Raw genomic sequence first — 16,970 nt, forward strand, 5'->3', positions numbered from 1 at the left:
CTGCGCGCCTTGCGCGCGGGGCGCACGGTGCCGGCCGAACTGGCCGCGCCCGAATATATACGCGACAAGGTTGCGCAGACCACGGCGGAACGCATGGCAGACAAGGCGGCGAAGGCAGAACAAGCCGCGCGGGCGTCAGTGCTCAGCCCGCAGCACCCAGAAGCGCCAAGCGAGGGCGGACGATGAGCGGCGTGTTGCTCGCGGACCGCTACATGGCGCCAATGACAGAAGGCGATCTCGACGAGGTCGCGTTGATCGAAAAAGCGGCGTATGAGTTTCCGTGGAGCCGCGGCAATTTCGAAGATTCGTTGCGCAACGGCTATTTCGGCGTTTGCCTGCGCCATGTCACCGGCACTTTGATCGGTTACTGTGTGCTGATGCCGGTGGTCGACGAGATGCATCTGCTGAATCTGTGCGTGGCGCCTGCCGCGCAGGGCGTGGGCGCGGGGTTGTCGCTGCTGCGCGAAGCGGTACGCATCACCCGTAATGAGAAACTCGACGGACTGCTGCTGGAAGTACGCCCGTCGAACCACCGGGCCATCCGGCTTTATGAACGCTTCGGCTTTGCTTCGATTGGCCGTCGCAAGAACTATTATCCGGCGCGTCATCGCAGCCGGGAGGACGCCATCGTGATGCGTTTTTCGTTTGCCAGGGAGGGCGCAGATGGCGCTGCATGAATCCGCATTGGAAGAACTGGGGCTCGCGCCGCTGTGGGTGCGGCGTGGTATGGGGCAGGCGCAGGCAACTGAGGCTGTGGCCGACTCGGCGACGGTAGCGAATGCGAGTGGGGCGAGTTCGCCAGGCGGTACGTTGCGGGCCGGCGAGGACGAACCGTTCGTGCCGGGCGCACGTGTTGTCGCGGTGCAGCCCACGTCGCGGTTGGGCGATCGTGGCGAGGATGAACAACGTCGGGACATACGGACCGACGAGCATGCGCAAACACAGACCGGCATGGACCCGCTGCGCACGTCCGGCGGCGAAAGAACCTCACCCGCCGTCACAACCGCGCCAGCCACCCCTGCATCCTCGTCCGCACCAGGCGCTGACGACGACTTCGCGTGGTTCGACGATCTGCCCGCCCAGCCGCACGGCGAAGCACCGCATGCTCCCATAGCGCGGGCCGAATCGTCCGTATTGACGCTTGATTGGGATGCGTTGAGCGAACGCGTCGCCGCCTGCGAAAGTTGCCGCTTGTGCGAGAAGCGCACCAACACGGTTTTCGGCGTCGGTGACCGCAACGCCGACTGGATGCTGATCGGCGAAGCCCCCGGCGAGAACGAGGACCGTCAAGGTGAACCGTTTGTGGGCCAGGCCGGCAAGCTGCTCGACAACATGCTGCGCTCGCTCACGCTCGCGCGCGATACCAACGTCTACATCGCCAACGTCATCAAGTGCCGCCCGCCCGGCAACCGAAACCCCGAGCCAGATGAAGTCGCGCGTTGCGAACCCTATCTGCAGCGCCAGGTTGCCCTCGTCAAACCGAAGCTGATCATTGCGCTGGGCCGTTTTGCTGCGCAAAGTCTGCTAAAGACTGATGCGAGCATCTCATCGTTGCGCGGGCGCGTTCACGAGTATGAAGGCGTACCGGTGATCGTCACGTATCACCCGGCGTATCTGTTGCGCAGCTTGCCTGATAAGGCGAAAGCGTGGACCGACCTGTGCCTTGCGCGTGATATCTGGCTGAAGACCGCTGGCGGACCGGCACGGTAATGAAGCCCACGGAGCCGTCCGGGCCAGCAGCGTTTCCGATGGCAGCACGGGTCGCGCAACTCGACGCGCTTCATGAGCCCGCCGTGCGTGATCTTGCATGGTTGCTGTTCAGTGCGGATCTGTTGCGCGCGCAACCACCGGTCGGGATGTTGGCGGATTCGTTCGAAACCTCGCTTGAGGAAACGGCCACACTCGACTGGCTGCGCACACTCGACACCAACCCCAGCCAGTTGCAGCAGGACATCGCAGCGGCGCGCATCACGCGCCTCGGACGTTATGCAGAGTGTCTCCTGGGCTGGTTTCTGCAGCATGGACCGGCCGCGCATCTGATTGCTGCGAACGTGCCGCTGCGGCGCAGTGGCCTGACCCTCGGCGAGTGCGATTTTCTGGTTCAAACCCGCGCGGGACGGCGTCTGCACTGGGAGCTGGCAGTCAAGTGCTACCTGCATGCGGGGAACGGGCGCGAACTGCTGGCGGACTACGTTGGACCGAACTTGCAGGACCGCTTCGATCTGAAACTGACCCATCTGATCGATCATCAATTGCCATTGAGCGCGCGCGAGGAATTTGCCACGCTGGGATATACCGGGCCGTGGGACGCGCAGATGTTCGTCAAGGGTTGGCTGTTTTACCGGCGTGGTGAGCCGACGCGCGATCCTGTGGAACTCGATCCGGCTCATGGACGCGGCTGGTGGGCGACGCGTTCGGAATGGCCGGCCTTTGCGGCGGCGCATGCCGGACAGTGGCGGGTGTTGCCGCGACTCGAATGGCTCGCGCCACGGCGACATGAGCGGGATGCCGCAGAGCAGCAGGGCATTGAGTTTCTCGACGCGAACGCGTTAATCGAGCGCGTCGCACATCAAAGCGGCCCGACCATGGCGGCGGCGTTTTCACTTGACGAAGGCAGCCGCTGGGTCGAGCGTTCACGGGGTTTTATCGTGCCCGACGACTGGCCGGATAAGGCGCAGGCATTTGCGCGTCAGTGAAATGAACGGCGGCTATGCACGGCGGCGCGTCATCTGCGCTTACCACCAGCGATAAAAATGATGCACCGGCCCGACGCCCTTGCCGACGTCAAGCTGATCGCTCGCCTGTAGCGCTCCCGTCAGATAGGTCTTGGCATCCGCGACCGCGCTGGCGAGATCCGCGCGCTGCGGAATCAGGGCGGCAATTGCCGATGACAGCGTGCAACCGGTGCCGTGCGTGTTTTTGACCGGTACGCGCGGTCCGGCGAGGCGCAGCGAACCGCTGTCCTGCAGCAGCCAGTCGGGACTGTCGGCGGCGGAGAGATGGCCGCCTTTCATCAGCACGGCACGCGCGCCGAGCGCCCGTAAGGCTTCACCCTGGGTCACCATGCCGGCTTCGTCGGTTGCCGCTTCAACTCCGAGCAGCGCAGCGGCTTCCGGCAGATTCGGTGTCAGCAGATCGGCGAGCGGCAGCAGTTCGTCGCGCACCACTGCGACCGCTTCGGGCGCCAGCAACGCGTGATTGCTCTTGGAAATCATCACCGTATCGAGCACGACGTGTCTGGGCCGATGACGCCGCAGCGCGTCGCCGACGGCGCGTGCGATCTGCGCGTTCGCCAGCATGCCGATCTTCACAGCGTCGATACGGATATCGTCGAACACGGCGTCGAGTTGAGCGGCAATGAAGTCAGGGTCAGGCGTATGAATCGCGGTGACGCCGCGGGTGTTCTGCGCGGTAAGTGCCGTGATGACGCTCGCGCCATACGCGCCGAGCGCCGAGAACGCCTTGAGGTCGGCCTGAATGCCGGCGCCGCCGCCGGAGTCGGAGCCGGCGATGGTCAGAACGTTGGGAATGGGTTGAGTCATGGCGGGGCAGAAAAGAAGGGGGCGCGGGCACTACGCAAGATGCGCAGCGGCTCCGGCGTGCTGCGCGCTCAGTGCTTCACTTCGCCGATCAGCGCGACGGAATCGAAGGCGCGCTGGTTGGCCAGGTGGCGCCGCATCACCACCCACATCATCACGCAGACGAAGGTGCCGAATAGCACGATCACCGCGGACACCGGCACATCGAGCCACACCAGCACCGCGTACAGGCACAGCATGATGAGCACTGAGAGGTTCTCGTTGAAATTCTGCACTGCGATCGAGTGACCTGCCGAAAGCAGCACGTGGCCGCGATGTTGCAGCAGCGCATTCATTGGCACGACGAAGAACCCCGACAGAGCGCCGACGATCATCAGGAAGATATAGGCGAGCACCAGGTAGCCCGACACATGCATGTGGCCGATATAAAAGCCCCAATGCGGGGGAAACAGATTGCGCGTATAGAACGCCATCAACATGACGGCGATGCCCATCATGATGCCCACCGGCAGCACCGAAAGCGACTTCTTCAGCGGCACGCGCGAGGCGGCGATAATCGCACCCGCCGCCACGCCGACCGCAACCACCGCCTGCAGGATCGCGCCTTCGGAAAGCGACATGCCGAGCGATACTTCAGCCCACTTCAGCACGATGAATTGCAGCGTAGCGCCCGCGCCCCAGAACAGCGTCGTCACCGCGAGCGAAATCTGGCCGAGTTTGTCGTGCCAGAGGATCACGAAGCAATCGGCGAAATCGGTGACGAGCTTGATCGGGCCGCGTTCCTGCTTTGGATAGCGCGCGCCGGTGTCGGGAATGCGCAGATTGAACAGCGCGGCGATCACGTAGATGGCCATGATGACGAGCATCGCGGCTTCGGCGGGTGTTTCGATGGTAGGGATGTGGTGCTTCAGAATATGCGAAGCGATATGCGGGCTGATCAGTGCGCCGCCCAGCACAGTGCCGAGGATGATCGAACCGACCGTGGTGCCTTCAATCCAGCCATTCGCGGCAACGAGCCGGTCAGGCGGCAGCAGTTCGGTGAGAATGCCATATTTGGCAGGCGAATACGCCGCCGCGCCAAACCCGACAATGCCATAGGCAATCAACGGATGCGCGCCCACCAGCATGGTGATGCAGCCGACCACCTTGATGGTATTGGTGACGAACATGACGCGTCCTTTCGGACGGGAGTCGGCAAAGGCGCCGACGAAGGCAGCAAGAACGACGTACGACAGCACAAAGAACAGCTTGAGCAGCGGCGTCATCCAGTTTGGGGCGTGAAGATCTTTCAGCAGTGCAATAGCAGCGATCAGAAGCGCGTTGTCGGCCAGCGAGGAAAAAAACTGCGCGGCCATGATGGTGTAAAAACCTTTTTTCATCTGATGCGATGCTGTCCTCGCTGCGGTCCGTCCGCCCCGGCCGTGTGCAAGGCGTCCGGGCTTATTCCGTTCGAAATGGGTTGTGCGCACGGCTTTATATCACGAAAATAGCTGGATTCGGACTAGCAGAATCCTTGATTGCACCGCCCAGCGGGCTGCTGAGCACTGAAAACGCACAGTAAGCTCCTGATTCGCAAGCGTCTTTACGAAAATCTCCCATGCCGCGCCCCCTTTCAGCCACGATTCACACCGCTGCACTCGCCAATAACCTCGCTGTTGTCCGCCGTTACGCCCCCCATTCGAAAATCTGGGCTGTCGTGAAGGCAAACGCCTATGGGCATGGTCTAGCAAGAGCCTTTCCCGGCTTGCGGGCAACGGATGGCTTTGGATTGCTGGACCTGGAAGAAGCGGTGAAGTTGCGTGAACTAGGCTGGGCGGGGCCAATTTTGTTGCTGGAAGGATTTTTTCGCCCCACTGATATTGATGTGATCGATCGTTACAGCCTTAGCACGGCGCTGCACTCGGACGAGCAATTGCGGATGCTGGAAATGGCGCGTCTGTCCAAACCGGTCAATATCCAGTTGAAAATGAACAGCGGCATGAATCGGCTTGGTTACACGCCGGAGCGTTTCCGGGCGGCGTGGGAGCGGGCCCGCGGCTGTCAAGGCGTGGGGCAGATTACGCTGATGACGCACTTTTCGGACGCCGACACCGAGCGCGGGGTCGCGTATCAGATGGAGGCGTTCGAGCGCGGCGCGCAGGGGATTGCGGGGGCGCGCAGTCTCGCCAATTCGGCGGCGACGCTGTGGCATCCCACCTCGCATTTCGACTGGGTGCGTCCAGGGATCATTCTGTATGGTGCGTCGCCTTCGGGTATCCACAAGGCGATCGAGGGCACCGGTCTGCAGCCGGCCATGACGCTCGCCTCCGAACTGATCGGGGTGCAGACGGTCCCGCCGGGCAAGACCATCGGCTACGGCTCGACCTTTACCACCACCGCGCCGATGCGCATCGGCGTGGTGGCATGCGGCTACGCGGACGGCTATCCGCGCTGCGCACCGGAGGGGACGCCGGTGATCGTCGATGGGGTCCGCACGCGGGTCATTGGCCGTGTCTCGATGGACATGCTGACCGTCGACCTGACGCCGTGTCCGACCGCCAACGTGGGCTCGCGCGTCGAACTGTGGGGCCATACGCTGCCCATCGACGATGTGGCCAAGGCCTGCGGCACGATCGGCTATGAGCTGATGTGTGCTGTGGCGCCACGCGTGCCGGTGCGCGCGGAGTAGGCCACAACGAGCCGCAATACGGTGCGGCTCAACCTTTTGAAGCGAATTTCCATCATTCATCCAACTCGATATCACAGCAGGCAGGCAAGGGCGCGTGGCTAAACAGAAGACGATGTACACCTGTACCGAATGTGGCGGACAGGCGCCCAAGTGGCAAGGGCAATGCCCGGCATGCAACGCGTGGAACACACTGGTCGAGACGATAGCTGAGTCGCCGTCCGCGCATCGCTTCCAGTCGCTCGCGAAAAGCGCGCCGGTCCAGCGCCTCGCGGATATCGAGGCGTCCGATGTGCCGCGTTTTTCGACCGGCGTCGGCGAATTCGACCGGGTCCTGGGCGGTGGCCTCGTGCCGGGTGGCGTGGTGCTGATTGGCGGCGATCCGGGCATCGGAAAATCGACGCTGTTGCTGCAATCGCTCGCTGAAATCGCTCATGACCGGCGTGCGCTTTATATCAGCGGTGAGGAATCGGCGGCGCAGATCGGGTTGCGCGCACAGCGCCTGTCGCTGCTCGATCCGGGATCGAAGGCGAGCGAATTGAGGCTGCTCGCGGAAATCCAGCTGGAAAAGATTCAGGCGACCATCGAAAGCGAGCGACCCGATGTGGCCGTGATCGACTCAATCCAGACCGTCTATTCGGAAGCGCTCACCTCGGCGCCGGGCTCGGTCGCGCAGGTCCGCGAGTGCGCGGCGCAACTCACGCGCATCGCCAAGCAGTCGGGCACCGCCATCATCATGGTTGGCCACGTCACCAAGGAAGGCAATCTGGCGGGCCCGCGCGTGCTCGAACACATTGTCGACACCGTGCTGTATTTCGAAGGCGATACCCATTCGTCGTTCCGGCTCGTGCGGGCCTTCAAGAACCGCTTTGGCGCGGTGAACGAACTGGGTGTGTTCGCCATGACCGAGCGTGGCCTGCGCGGCGTGGCCAATCCGTCAGCGCTGTTCCTGTCGCAGCACGAGCAGATCGTGCCGGGATCGTGCGTACTGGTGACTCAGGAAGGCTCGCGGCCCTTGCTTGTCGAAGTTCAGGCGCTGGTCGATGCGGCCAATGTGCCTAATCCTCGACGGCTTGCGGTGGGGCTTGAGCAAAACCGCCTTGCGATGCTGCTGGCCGTTTTGCATCGGCACGCCGGAATTGCCTGCTTCGATCAGGATGTGTTCCTGAACGCAGTGGGCGGGGTCAAGATCACGGAACCCGCAGCCGACCTGGCGGTGCTGCTGGCGATCCACTCGTCTATGCGCAACAAGCCGCTGCCGAAGGGCTTGATCGTGTTTGGCGAAGTGGGGCTGGCGGGCGAGATCCGTCCGTCGCCACGCGGTCAGGACCGGTTGAAGGAAGCGGCGAAACTGGGCTTTTCAATCGCGCTGATTCCGAAGGCCAATGCGCCGAAGCAGCCCATCGAAGGCTTACAGGTCATTGCCGTGGATCGGCTCGAACAGGCCATCGATAAAATCAGGACCCTTGAATAGGCGGCGCTGCCGGCCTGACGGCCCGTTCGCACGGGGTTTCATCGCGTAATGTGCTGTAAATAACTTGCTATTGGCTGTAACCAACACAGGACGTGTTTTCCCTAAGCTGGGTGGATATACCATCCCGTTCAAGCGGAAAAGGATCGCGCCTTGAAACAGTCTCATGAAACCGTGACCGAGCGCCACATACAGGTGCGCGGCTGTCGCGTCTCTGCACCCATTCGCCAGCCTTGGGGCGGAGCGTGCCGGATCGTCGAGTGGATCGATACCACCGGGCAGATCTCGCGGCGCGTCGTCGCTGAAAACGTCACTGCTGACGAAGTGCGCGCCACGATCGACCGGCATGTGGAAGGCCGCAAGCACATGCTCTATGACGACGAGCGCGCGCCGCGTCAGACGTTGCCGCGACGCTAATCAAGTGGCCCATTGCCATTGCCGGTATTCCACTCTTCACTAACGACGGAATACAGATCCGGATTGAAGAGCGGATGCTGCGCGGCTTCCGCCGCGGTCAGCACCGGCGATACACAGCAATCCAGCGGCTCCAGCAGGTTCACCCATTCATCCAGCGGCCGGCTGGCGATCACGCCGGCCAGTTCCTGCGTGAGCGCCACTGCGTCGGGACCTCCGATTGCCTGCCCCACGCTCCAGTGACGGAACGCCCATTCAGGCCGATCCAGCGCGTGACAGAGCGCCTCCCAGAATTTGAGTTCGAGCGCGCCGACCGCAAGCCACCGGCCATCCTGCGTGCGGTACAGGTTGTAACAGGGCACCCCGCCGTTGAGCAGACCGGCGCCTGCGGGCGGCGCAGTGCCATCGTTGGCGACCGAGACCTGAGCGACGAAATTGTTGGCGTGGGTCGCATGGGTCATCGAAATGTCGACAAAGCGGCCGTTGCCGCCGCGTGCAACGTGCCACAGCGCGGCAAGAATCTCCGTCACGGCGCTCGACGCGCCGCCTAAAAGGTCTGCGATCTGGAAGTTAGGCAGGATTGGCGAGCCGTCGCGGTTCGCGAGTTGATCCAGCACACCGGCGTAGCCGATGTAGTTCAGATCGTGACCAGCGTGGCTGGCAAACGGGCCGGTTGATCCATAGCCGCTGATCGCGCAGTACACCAGCTTCGGATTGAGCACGCGCAACATCTCGTAGCCGATCCCCAGGCGCTCCATGACGCCAGGCCGGAAGCTCTCAATCAGCACGTCCGCTTCGCTGGCCAACGCGCGCAGTACATTGCGTCCCGCTTCGGACTTAAGGTCGAGCCGCGTTTCGCGTTTGCCGCGATTGACCAGCCGGTAAAACGCGCCGGGCCGCCCGGCGACGCGATCACCGGACGCCTGCAGCATCGTGCGGGTGGGGTCGCCCGCCCCAGGGGCCTCGATCTTCAGCACGTCCGCGCCCATTTCCGCGAGGCGCAGGGCCGCGACCGGTCCGGGCAACAGGCGCGTCAGATCGAGTACGCGCAAGCCTTGCAAAGCAGCGGGAGACGACAAGGTCAACCTCTCTCAAGAAAAGGCCGGGCCATCCCGGATCGTCTGGCTCCGTACGGGGTGCCCCGCGCGAAGCGCCGGCTTCGCGAATCTTCACCCATGCCGACGCAAACGGAGACGCACAAGGGACGCACACGCAGCTACAAAACGCCAAACCGTACCGCTAACCGATTTGTTCAAGTTCCTCATGCGCGTCAAGCCATTCGGCTTCAAGCGCTTCGAGGCGCGCGTTCACATCTGCCTGACGGCGAATCGCCTCCGTCAGTTTGGTCTTCTGTGCAGCATCGTAACTGGCCGGGTCCGCGACGAATGCGTCAAGGGTCGCTTTCTCGGCGTTCAGCGCATCCATTTCCTTTTCGATCTTGCTGATCCGGCTTTGCAGCGGCTTCTTCAGATGGGCGAGCTTCTGCCGCGTCTCGGCATCCTGACGCCGCTGTTCCTTGCGGCTGGCTGCGCTGTCCGCGCCGCTGCCACTATTCTCAGCGCTGGCGGCATCACCGGCCTTCAACGCGGCGCGCTGCTCGGCGGCGTGCTGGAGCAGCCAGTCGCGGTAATCGTCCAGATCGCCGTCGAACGGCTGCAAGCGGTGTTTGGCGACCAGCATGAATTGATCCGTGGTCGCGCGCAACAGATGGCGGTCGTGCGAGACGAGGATCAGCGTACCTTCGAACTGCGCAAGCGCCATGGTCAGCGCGTGGCGGGTTTCGAGGTCGAGGTGATTGGTCGGTTCGTCGAGCAGCAGCAAATTCGGCTTTTGCCAGATCACCAGCGCCAGCGCGAGGCGAGCCTTTTCCCCGCCCGAGAACGGCGCGATTGCGGCCGTTGCCATGTCCCCGGAGAAGTTGAAGCCACCGAGAAAGTCGCGCAGTTCCTGTTCTCGCGTATCGGGCGCAAGCCGCGCGAGATGCTGCAGCGCCGAATCGTCCGGACGCAGCGTTTCGAGTTGATGCTGCGCGAAGTAGCCGATGCGCAGCCCCTTGCCCTCGCGGACGTCGCCATCGAGCGCTTCGAGCGTACCGGCGAGCGTCTTGATGAGCGTGGATTTACCCTGACCGTTCGCGCCGAGCAGGCCGATGCGCTGGCCGTTCTGAATTGACAGCTTCACGTGCTCGACGATGGGGATTTCGCCGTCTTCGTTGCGATAACCGCAGCGTACATCCTCCATCACCATCATCGGATTGGGCGCGGAATCCGGGGTGCGGAACTCGAAGGTGAACGGCGACGAGGCATGCGCCGGCGCGATCAGTTCCATCTTTTCGAGCGCCTTCACCCGGCTCTGTGCCTGGCGTGCCTTGGTGGCCTGCGCCTTGAAGCGGTTGATGTAGCTCTGCAGATGTTCGACCGTGCGCTGCTGCTTCACATAGGCGCTCTGCTGTAGCGCGATCTGCTGCGCGCGCAGGATTTCGAACTGCGAATAGTTACCGCCGTAGCGCTTGATCTGCTGTTGCTCCAGATGCAGCGTGACGTTGCAGACCGAGTCGAGGAATTCGCGGTCGTGCGAAATCACGACCAGCGTGCCGGGGTAGCGGTGCAGCCAGTCTTCGAGCCAGACGATTGCGTCGAGGTCAAGGTGATTGGTCGGTTCGTCGAGCAGCAGCAGATCCGAGCGGCACATCAGCGCCTGCGCGAGATTCAGCCGCATGCGCCAACCGCCGGAGAAGCTGGCCACAGGCAGACGCGTTTGTTCGAGCGTGAAGCCAAGGCCCAGCAACAGCGCCTCAGCGCGCGCGGGGGCGGTGTAGCCGTCAGCGTCGGCGAAGGCAGCGTGCGCTTCGCCTTCGGCGGCGCCATCATGCGCGGCCGACGCGGCGGCGATACGCGCTTCAACGGTGCGCAAGGCGGCGTCACCGTCGAGCGTATAGGCGAGCGCGGTTTTGTCGACGGCCGGCGTTTCCTGCGCCACGTGGGCGATCTGCCAGGACGGGGGCATCGAAAAATCGCCGCCGTCCGCATGCAGTTCGCCGAGCAGCACGGCAAACAGGGTCGACTTGCCCGCGCCATTCGCCCCGATCAGCCCGGCTTTTTCGCCAGGGTTCAGGGTGAAGGTGGTTTGTTCGAAGAGCGGCTTGGTGCCGCGCGCGAGGCTGAACTGGTTAAAGCGGATCACAAAGAGGCCGGCGTGGGAAAAACGCCATTTTAGACTGGGTAAGGCTCGGGGTGTCCCGAAGGGGGCGAGGATTAGCCATTTGGCCGACTGTCCGGGCACCACTTTTCGCTTAGACTGACGCCTTTCACCACTATCTTGCATGGGGACCGCTTATGGCATCGATTTACTCGTTTTCGGCGCGCACTTTGGGCGGTGACGATGTCAGCCTGGAACGCTACAAGGGAAAGGTCCTGCTGATCGTCAACACGGCTAGCGAATGCGGTTTCACGCCGCAGTATGCCGGGCTGCAAAAGCTGTACGAAACCTACGCGGCGCGTGGCCTTGAGGTTCTCGGTTTTCCCTGCAACCAGTTCGGCAAGCAGGAACCGGGCGACGCTACCCAGATCGGCAGTTTCTGCGAGAAAAACTACGGCGTGACGTTCCCTATGTTCGAGAAGATCGACGTGAACGGCTCGAATGCGCATCCGTTGTATCGCTATCTGACCGGCGAGGCGCCTGGCTTGCTCGGGCTCGAAGGCATCAAGTGGAATTTCACCAAGTTTCTGGTCGGTCGCGACGGCGCGGTGGTCAAACGCTACGCGCCGTTGACCAAGCCTGATGCGATCACAGGCGAGATCGAAGCGCTGCTGTAGTTATTGGGCGGTTTCGGCGCGTAAAGGCGGGGGGCTTGCGGTGGCGCATAACGGCGACGCAGGCCCAAGCCGAACGCCTAAAGGATCGGCGAGAACAACCTGGCTACGTGCATGGCCACGCGTCTGATGGCTGACGCGTGACGATACTCGTTGCGATCAATCTCAAAGGATTCGGCAAAATCGCGCACCAGCATGGCTTCGACTTCCGCGGCAAAGCCTCGGTCCACGGTCAGCACCATGATCTCGAAGTTCAGCCGGAACGAGCGGTTATCGAGGTTGGCGCTGCCCACGGCGGCCGCGACGTTGTCGATCAGGATCACCTTCTGATGCAGGAAGCCTGGCCGATAGCGGAAGATTCGCACGCCTGCGCGCAGGCAGTCGTAAGCGTAAAGCTTCGATGCTTCGAACACCACCCGGTGGTCGCGCCGGCTCGGAATCAGGATGCGCACGTCCACGCCGCGCATGACCGCCAGCCTTAGCGCTGAAAACACCGCTTCGTCAGGGACCAGATAGGGTGTAGTGATCCAGATGCGTTCGCGCGCGGCGTTGATCGCTTCCACAAAAAAGAGTGAACAGGTCTCCTGCTTGTCCGCGGGACCGCTCGGCACAACCAGGCAATGCATGCCTTCGACCGACGTCTCGAAGTGCGGCACTTCGAGTGGCGGCAACTGCTGGGTAGCCCAGTACCAGTCCTCGATGAACACGAACTGGATGCTGGCGACCACGGGTCCGCGCAACTCGATGTGCGTATCACGCCACGGCGACAACGGCGGCTTGGCGCCGAGATACTCCACACCCACGTTATGTCCGCCGACAAAGGCGCGCTCACCGTCCACCGAAACGATCTTGCGGTGATTGCGGAAATTGAGCTGGAAGCGGTTGACGAAACGGCGGTTGGTGGCAAACGGATGCACCTCGACGCCACCTGCCCGCAAGGCAGCCACGTAGCTGTGCGGCAAATCGAAGCTGCCGATGCTGTCGTAGAGGAAATAGATGCGCACGCCTTGGGCGGCTTTCGCGAGCAAGGCGTCCTTCAGCATTTGCCCGAGCGCATCGTCACGTACGATGAAGAACTGCACGATCACGTAGCTGCGCGCCTGTTCGATGGCTTCGAGGATCGCGGCGAAGGTGGCTTCGCCGTTCACCAGGGTGCGAACCGAATTGCCCGGCAGGAAAGGCATGCCGCCCAGATGCGTGAGCGAGCGTACGAGCCTTTGTCCGAGTTCGTCAGTCGGCTGGCCGCCTGAGGAGGCGTGGCTATCCCATTCGCGCGGGTGCGCAAGCGAGCGTAGCGATTCGTTCTCGATGCGGCGGGCGTCGGCGTAGCCCTGGAATTTGCTGCGGCCGAGAAACAGATACGGCACCAGCGTCAGATAGGGCATGGCGACGAGCGACACGGCCCATGCGACGGCGCCCTGCGAGGTACGCGTATAGAGAATGGCGTGGCACGCCGCGATCACGCCGAGGATATGCGCGAGGGCGACGAGTGGAGCGACGTGGGCTAAATCAAATTGCATAGGCGCGCGAAGGATTGTCGAAGCACTTGCCTGCCGTTCGATGCGAAGGCTTGCAAGTCGATCGCGCCCATCTTACCGAACCCGACCCCTTTCGGGTCAGGTTCGACGGATTTCAGCCAGGCAGGTCGGCTGCCTGGATCAGGAAAACGTTGTCGTCGCCGGCACTGGTCGACAGCCAGACGAGATCGAGGCCGCCGAACGCCGCTTCGACATTGGCGCGTTCGTTGCCGATCTCAACCACCAGCACGCCGTCGTCGGTCAGCCAGTTGCGCGCCTCGGTGATGATGCGGCGCACGATGTCCATGCCGTCCGCGCCGCCCGCCAGCGCCATTTCCGGCTCATGTTTGTATTCGGCGGGCAGGGATGCCATCGAATCGGCGTTGACGTACGGCGGGTTGGTGATGATGACGTCGTAACGGCGCTCGGGCAGCGGCGTGAACAGATCGCCTTCGAAGAGGGCGATGCGCTCATCCAGGTCGTGATCGTCGACGTTGCGCGTGGCCACTTCGAGCGCGGGTTTCGACAGGTCGACCGCATCGATATCGGCGTTTGGGAACGCGTGCGCGGCGAGGATCGCAAGGCACCCTGAGCCCGTGCACAGTTCCAGTACGGCGCCCACTTGTTCGGGATCCTCGACATACGGTTGCAGGCCGTCCTGCAGCAGTTCGCCAATGAACGAGCGCGGCACGATCACACGTTCGTCCACGTAGAAGCGGAAACCGTGCATCCACGCTTCCTGCGTGATGTAGGCCGCCGGGATGCGTTCGCTAGTGCGGCGCTCGATTACATTGAGCACGGCGTCGATTTCCGCAGCGGTCAGGCGCGCATCGAGAAACGGCTCGAGCAGATCGAGCGGCAAATGCAGCGTGTGCAGCACGAGGTATGCGGCTTCGTCGTAGGCATTGGCCGAGACATGGCCAAACGACAGTTCGGCCTGGTTAAAGCGCGTCACTGCGAAACGCAGCAGGTCGCGGACGGTGGCAAACGGGAGCGTCATCGCAGGGTGTCCTTGGTCAGGCGATCAGTTGTTCGAGCACGCGGCGGTACACGTTCTTGAGCGGCTCGATATGGGCGACCTCGATATGCTCGTCGATCTTGTGAATGCTGGCGTTCAGCGGGCCGAATTCGACCACCTGTTCGCAGATACGCGCAATAAAGCGGCCATCGGAAGTGCCGCCGGTGGTCGACAGTTCGGTCGTCACGCCGGTTTCGTCCTTGATGGCCTTCTCCAGCGCGTTGGAGAGTTCGCCGCGCGGTGTCAGAAACGGCAGGCCGCTTATGGACCACTGCAGGTCATATTCCAGACCGTGCTTGTCGAGAAGTGCATGCACGCGGCTTTGCAGGCCTTCCACGGTGCTGGCGGTCGAAAAGCGGAAGTTGAACATCACATCGGCATGCCCAGGAATCACGTTGCTCGCACCGGTGCCGCTGTGGATGTTCGACACCTGCCACGTGGTGGGCGGGAAGTATTCGTTGCCGTCGTCCCAGCGCTCGGCCACCAGTTCCGCCAGCGCGGGCGCCAGCAGATGCACCGGGTTCTTCGCCAGATGCGGATACGCGATGTGCCCCTGGACACCCTTGACGGTGAGCTTGCCCGACATCGAGCCGCGCCGACCGTTCTTCACCATGTCGCCAAACTTCGCGCTCGACGTGGGTTCGCCGACTATGCAGTAATCGAGCCGTTCGCCGCGTTCCTTGAGGGCTTCGACGACCTTGACCGTGCCATCGGTGGCCGGGCCTTCTTCATCGCTTGTGATCAGAAAGGCGATCGAGCCGCGATGCGCCGGATGCGCCGCGAGGAATTCCTCGCTCGCCACTACAAAGCCGGCAATCGAAGTTTTCATGTCGGCCGCGCCGCGTCCATACAGCAGGCCGTCGCGATGGGTCGGTTCGAACGGCGGCGAGCTCCATTGTTCGAGCGGACCGGTCGGCACGACATCGGTATGGCCAGCGAACACGAGCAACTTGCCGCGTGTGCCGTCCGTGCCGCGTTTGACGGCCCACAGGTTGGTCACACCGTGCGATTCGATGGTTTCGCATTCGAAGCCAAGTGCTGCGAGGCGTTCGATCAGCAGGCGCTGGCAGTGCTGGTCATCAGGCGTCACAGAGGCGCGCGCGATCAGTTGTTCGGTAAGGGCGAGGGTGCCGGACATGGATTCAGTACAAGCCACTTTGGAATGAAAAAATGCCGGCTGCAGGTCAATCACCGCAGCCGGCAACATCTTTTAATGCACGCGAGGCCAGGTTCGCCGCCAAAGCTGCGCGGTTCCGGCATCGCGTTCAATGCAACTGGAGCGCGCTCATGCAGCGCGCTTCAGTGCATATTCAGCGCTCATTCGGCGCTCAGGCGAACAGCGTTTCGTACTCGTCCGCGGAAAACCCGAGCGTCTTCACCCGGCCGTTGACGACCACCACCGGCCGCTTGATCACCGAAGGCTTGTGAATCATCAAGGCGATCGCACCGGCCTGGGTTTCTGCTGCGGCTTTCATGCTATCGGACAGAGCGCGCCAGGTGGTGCCGCGCTTGTTCAGCAACGCATCGAGCTTGACGTCTTTGAGCCAGTCCTGCACCAGCGGCTCGGTCACACCCGCCTTCTTGAAATCGTGAAACTCGAACTCGACGCCGTGCTCTTCCAGCCACACACGGGCTTTCTTCACGGTGTCGCAGTTCGGGATACCGTAGACGACAGTTTTGTTGGCGCGAGCCATCAGTCGCCTCGCAGCAACTCGTTGAGACCGACCTTGGCGCGCGTTTTCGCGTCGACCTTCTTGACGATCACAGCGCAGTAGAGGCTATGCGAACCATCTTTCGACGGCAGGTTGCCCGCCACCACCACCGAACCAGCCGGAATGCGGCCGTACGTCACTTCGCCGGTTTCGCGGTCGTAGATCTTGGTGCTTTGACCCAGATACACGCCCATCGAGATCACCGAGTTTTCTTCGACGATCACGCCTTCCACGACTTCCGAACGCGCACCGATAAAGCAGTTGTCTTCGATGATGACCGGATTGGCCTGCAGCGGCTCCAGCACGCCGCCGATGCCCACGCCACCCGACAGGTGCACGTTCTTGCCGATCTGCGCGCACGAGCCGACGGTGGCCCACGTGTCGACCATCGTGCCTTCGTCGACGTAAGCGCCGATGTTGGTGTACGACGGCATCAGCACGACGTTCTTCGCGATGAACGAGCCGCGGCGCGCGATGGCGGGTGGCACGACGCGGAAGCCGCCGGCGGCGAAGTCTTCAGCGGTGTAGTTGGCGAACTTCGACGGCACCTTGTCGTAGAACTGCGAGTAGCCACCTGCGGGCATCGGCGCGTTGTCTTCCAGGCGGAACGACAGCAGCACGGCCTTCTTCAGCCATTGATTGACAACCCACTCGCCGCTTTTCTTTTCGGCGACGCGCAGCGCACCCTTGTCGAGTTGCTCGATGGCGTGCGCGACGGCATCACGCACGTCGGCGGGGGCGGCCTTGGGTGAGAGTTCGGTGCGGTTTTCCCAGGCGTTATCGATGATCTGCTGAAGTTGTTGCGACATATTTATCGTGGCT

16 protein-coding genes and 1 pseudogene are annotated in these 16,970 nt (G+C 62.6%); 8 read left to right on the forward strand and 9 right to left on the reverse strand.

The genetic code is table 11. From position 1 onward, the window contains the following. From WCA85_RS31185 to WCA85_RS31200, 4 genes and pseudogenes are all read left to right on the forward strand, one after another. Window positions 1–186: pseudogene (locus tag WCA85_RS31185) on the forward strand (tRNA (adenosine(37)-N6)-threonylcarbamoyltransferase complex dimerization subunit type 1 TsaB); the annotation flags it as partial. Then, window positions 183–677, forward strand: coding sequence for a ribosomal protein S18-alanine N-acetyltransferase (gene rimI / locus WCA85_RS31190; RefSeq protein WP_424068900.1), 495 nt, complete (start codon window positions 183–185; stop codon window positions 675–677). The pseudogene WCA85_RS31185 and the gene rimI, both read left to right, overlap by 4 nt. Then, entirely contained in the window at window positions 664–1,710 is a 1,047-nt protein-coding gene (locus WCA85_RS31195; RefSeq protein WP_424068902.1) for a uracil-DNA glycosylase, read from the forward strand. Before rimI ends, WCA85_RS31195 begins: the two co-directional genes overlap by 14 nt. After that, window positions 1,710–2,696, forward strand: coding sequence for a DUF1853 family protein (locus tag WCA85_RS31200; protein ID WP_424068904.1), 987 nt, complete (start codon window positions 1,710–1,712; stop codon window positions 2,694–2,696). The genes WCA85_RS31195 and WCA85_RS31200 overlap by 1 nt, the downstream gene beginning before the upstream one ends. Before the next feature lie 39 nt (window positions 2,697–2,735). On the opposite strand, the gene thiD is transcribed toward WCA85_RS31200, so the two are convergent. Both thiD and lplT read right to left on the reverse strand, forming a co-directional pair. Beyond that, window positions 2,736–3,542 (reverse strand): bifunctional hydroxymethylpyrimidine kinase/phosphomethylpyrimidine kinase, encoded by an 807-nt coding sequence (gene thiD / locus WCA85_RS31205; RefSeq protein WP_424068906.1) that lies wholly within the window; start codon window positions 3,540–3,542, stop codon window positions 2,736–2,738. Between the two features lie 68 nt (window positions 3,543–3,610). After that, window positions 3,611–4,918 (reverse strand): lysophospholipid transporter LplT, encoded by a 1,308-nt coding sequence (gene lplT / locus WCA85_RS31210; RefSeq protein WP_424068908.1) that lies wholly within the window; start codon window positions 4,916–4,918, stop codon window positions 3,611–3,613. A 218-nt stretch (window positions 4,919–5,136) separates the two neighbouring features. On the opposite strand from lplT, the gene alr reads away from it, so the two are divergent. From alr to WCA85_RS31225, 3 genes are all read left to right on the forward strand, one after another. Next, window positions 5,137–6,207 carry an alanine racemase gene (gene alr, locus WCA85_RS31215; RefSeq protein ID WP_424068910.1) on the forward strand — a complete coding sequence of 357 codons (1,071 nt, stop codon included), beginning with the start codon at window positions 5,137–5,139 and terminating at the stop codon, window positions 6,205–6,207. Window positions 6,208–6,301: 94 nt separating this feature from the next. Then, window positions 6,302–7,678 carry a DNA repair protein RadA gene (radA, locus tag WCA85_RS31220; protein ID WP_424068912.1) on the forward strand — a complete coding sequence of 459 codons (1,377 nt, stop codon included), beginning with the start codon at window positions 6,302–6,304 and terminating at the stop codon, window positions 7,676–7,678. 150 nt (window positions 7,679–7,828) lie between these two features. Then, window positions 7,829–8,092, forward strand: coding sequence for a DUF2866 domain-containing protein (locus WCA85_RS31225; protein WP_424068914.1), 264 nt, complete (start codon window positions 7,829–7,831; stop codon window positions 8,090–8,092). Here WCA85_RS31225 and WCA85_RS31230 read toward each other — a convergent pair. Then, window positions 8,089–9,150 (reverse strand): CaiB/BaiF CoA transferase family protein, encoded by a 1,062-nt coding sequence (locus tag WCA85_RS31230; protein WP_424068944.1) that lies wholly within the window; start codon window positions 9,148–9,150, stop codon window positions 8,089–8,091. The genes WCA85_RS31225 and WCA85_RS31230 overlap by 4 nt on opposite strands. A 178-nt stretch (window positions 9,151–9,328) precedes the next feature. Then, window positions 9,329–11,272, reverse strand: a complete 1,944-nt coding sequence (locus tag WCA85_RS31235) for an ATP-binding cassette domain-containing protein (RefSeq protein ID WP_424068916.1) — start codon at window positions 11,270–11,272, stop codon at window positions 9,329–9,331. A 152-nt stretch (window positions 11,273–11,424) separates the two neighbouring features. On the opposite strand from WCA85_RS31235, the gene WCA85_RS31240 reads away from it, so the two are divergent. Then, complete coding sequence (locus WCA85_RS31240) at window positions 11,425–11,904, forward strand: glutathione peroxidase (RefSeq protein WP_424068918.1); 480 nt, start codon at window positions 11,425–11,427, stop codon at window positions 11,902–11,904. A 77-nt stretch (window positions 11,905–11,981) separates the two neighbouring features. Here the strand turns inward: WCA85_RS31240 and cls are convergent, their stop codons facing one another. The 5 genes from cls to dapD form a co-directional block, all read right to left on the reverse strand. Continuing rightward, entirely contained in the window at window positions 11,982–13,421 is a 1,440-nt protein-coding gene (gene cls, locus WCA85_RS31245; RefSeq protein ID WP_424068920.1) for a cardiolipin synthase, read from the reverse strand. Window positions 13,422–13,533: 112 nt separating this feature from the next. Further along, window positions 13,534–14,418 (reverse strand): 50S ribosomal protein L3 N(5)-glutamine methyltransferase, encoded by an 885-nt coding sequence (gene prmB, locus WCA85_RS31250; RefSeq protein WP_424068922.1) that lies wholly within the window; start codon window positions 14,416–14,418, stop codon window positions 13,534–13,536. A 16-nt stretch (window positions 14,419–14,434) separates the two neighbouring features. Then, on the reverse strand, window positions 14,435–15,574 hold the full coding sequence (dapE, locus tag WCA85_RS31255) for a succinyl-diaminopimelate desuccinylase (protein WP_424068924.1): 1,140 nt from the start codon (window positions 15,572–15,574) through the stop codon (window positions 14,435–14,437). A gap of 190 nt (window positions 15,575–15,764) precedes the next feature. Continuing rightward, the gene (locus WCA85_RS31260) at window positions 15,765–16,130 is read right to left on the reverse strand and encodes an ArsC family reductase (protein ID WP_424068925.1); all 366 of its coding nucleotides are present in this window, start codon (window positions 16,128–16,130) and stop codon (window positions 15,765–15,767) included. Then, the gene (dapD, locus tag WCA85_RS31265; protein ID WP_424068927.1) at window positions 16,130–16,957 is read right to left on the reverse strand and encodes a 2,3,4,5-tetrahydropyridine-2,6-dicarboxylate N-succinyltransferase; all 828 of its coding nucleotides are present in this window, start codon (window positions 16,955–16,957) and stop codon (window positions 16,130–16,132) included. Before dapD ends, WCA85_RS31260 begins: the two co-directional genes overlap by 1 nt. Window positions 16,958–16,970: the final 13 nt, after the last annotated feature.

Source organism: Paraburkholderia sp. (genome assembly GCF_049581445.1).
GTDB lineage: Bacteria > Pseudomonadota > Gammaproteobacteria > Burkholderiales > Burkholderiaceae > Paraburkholderia.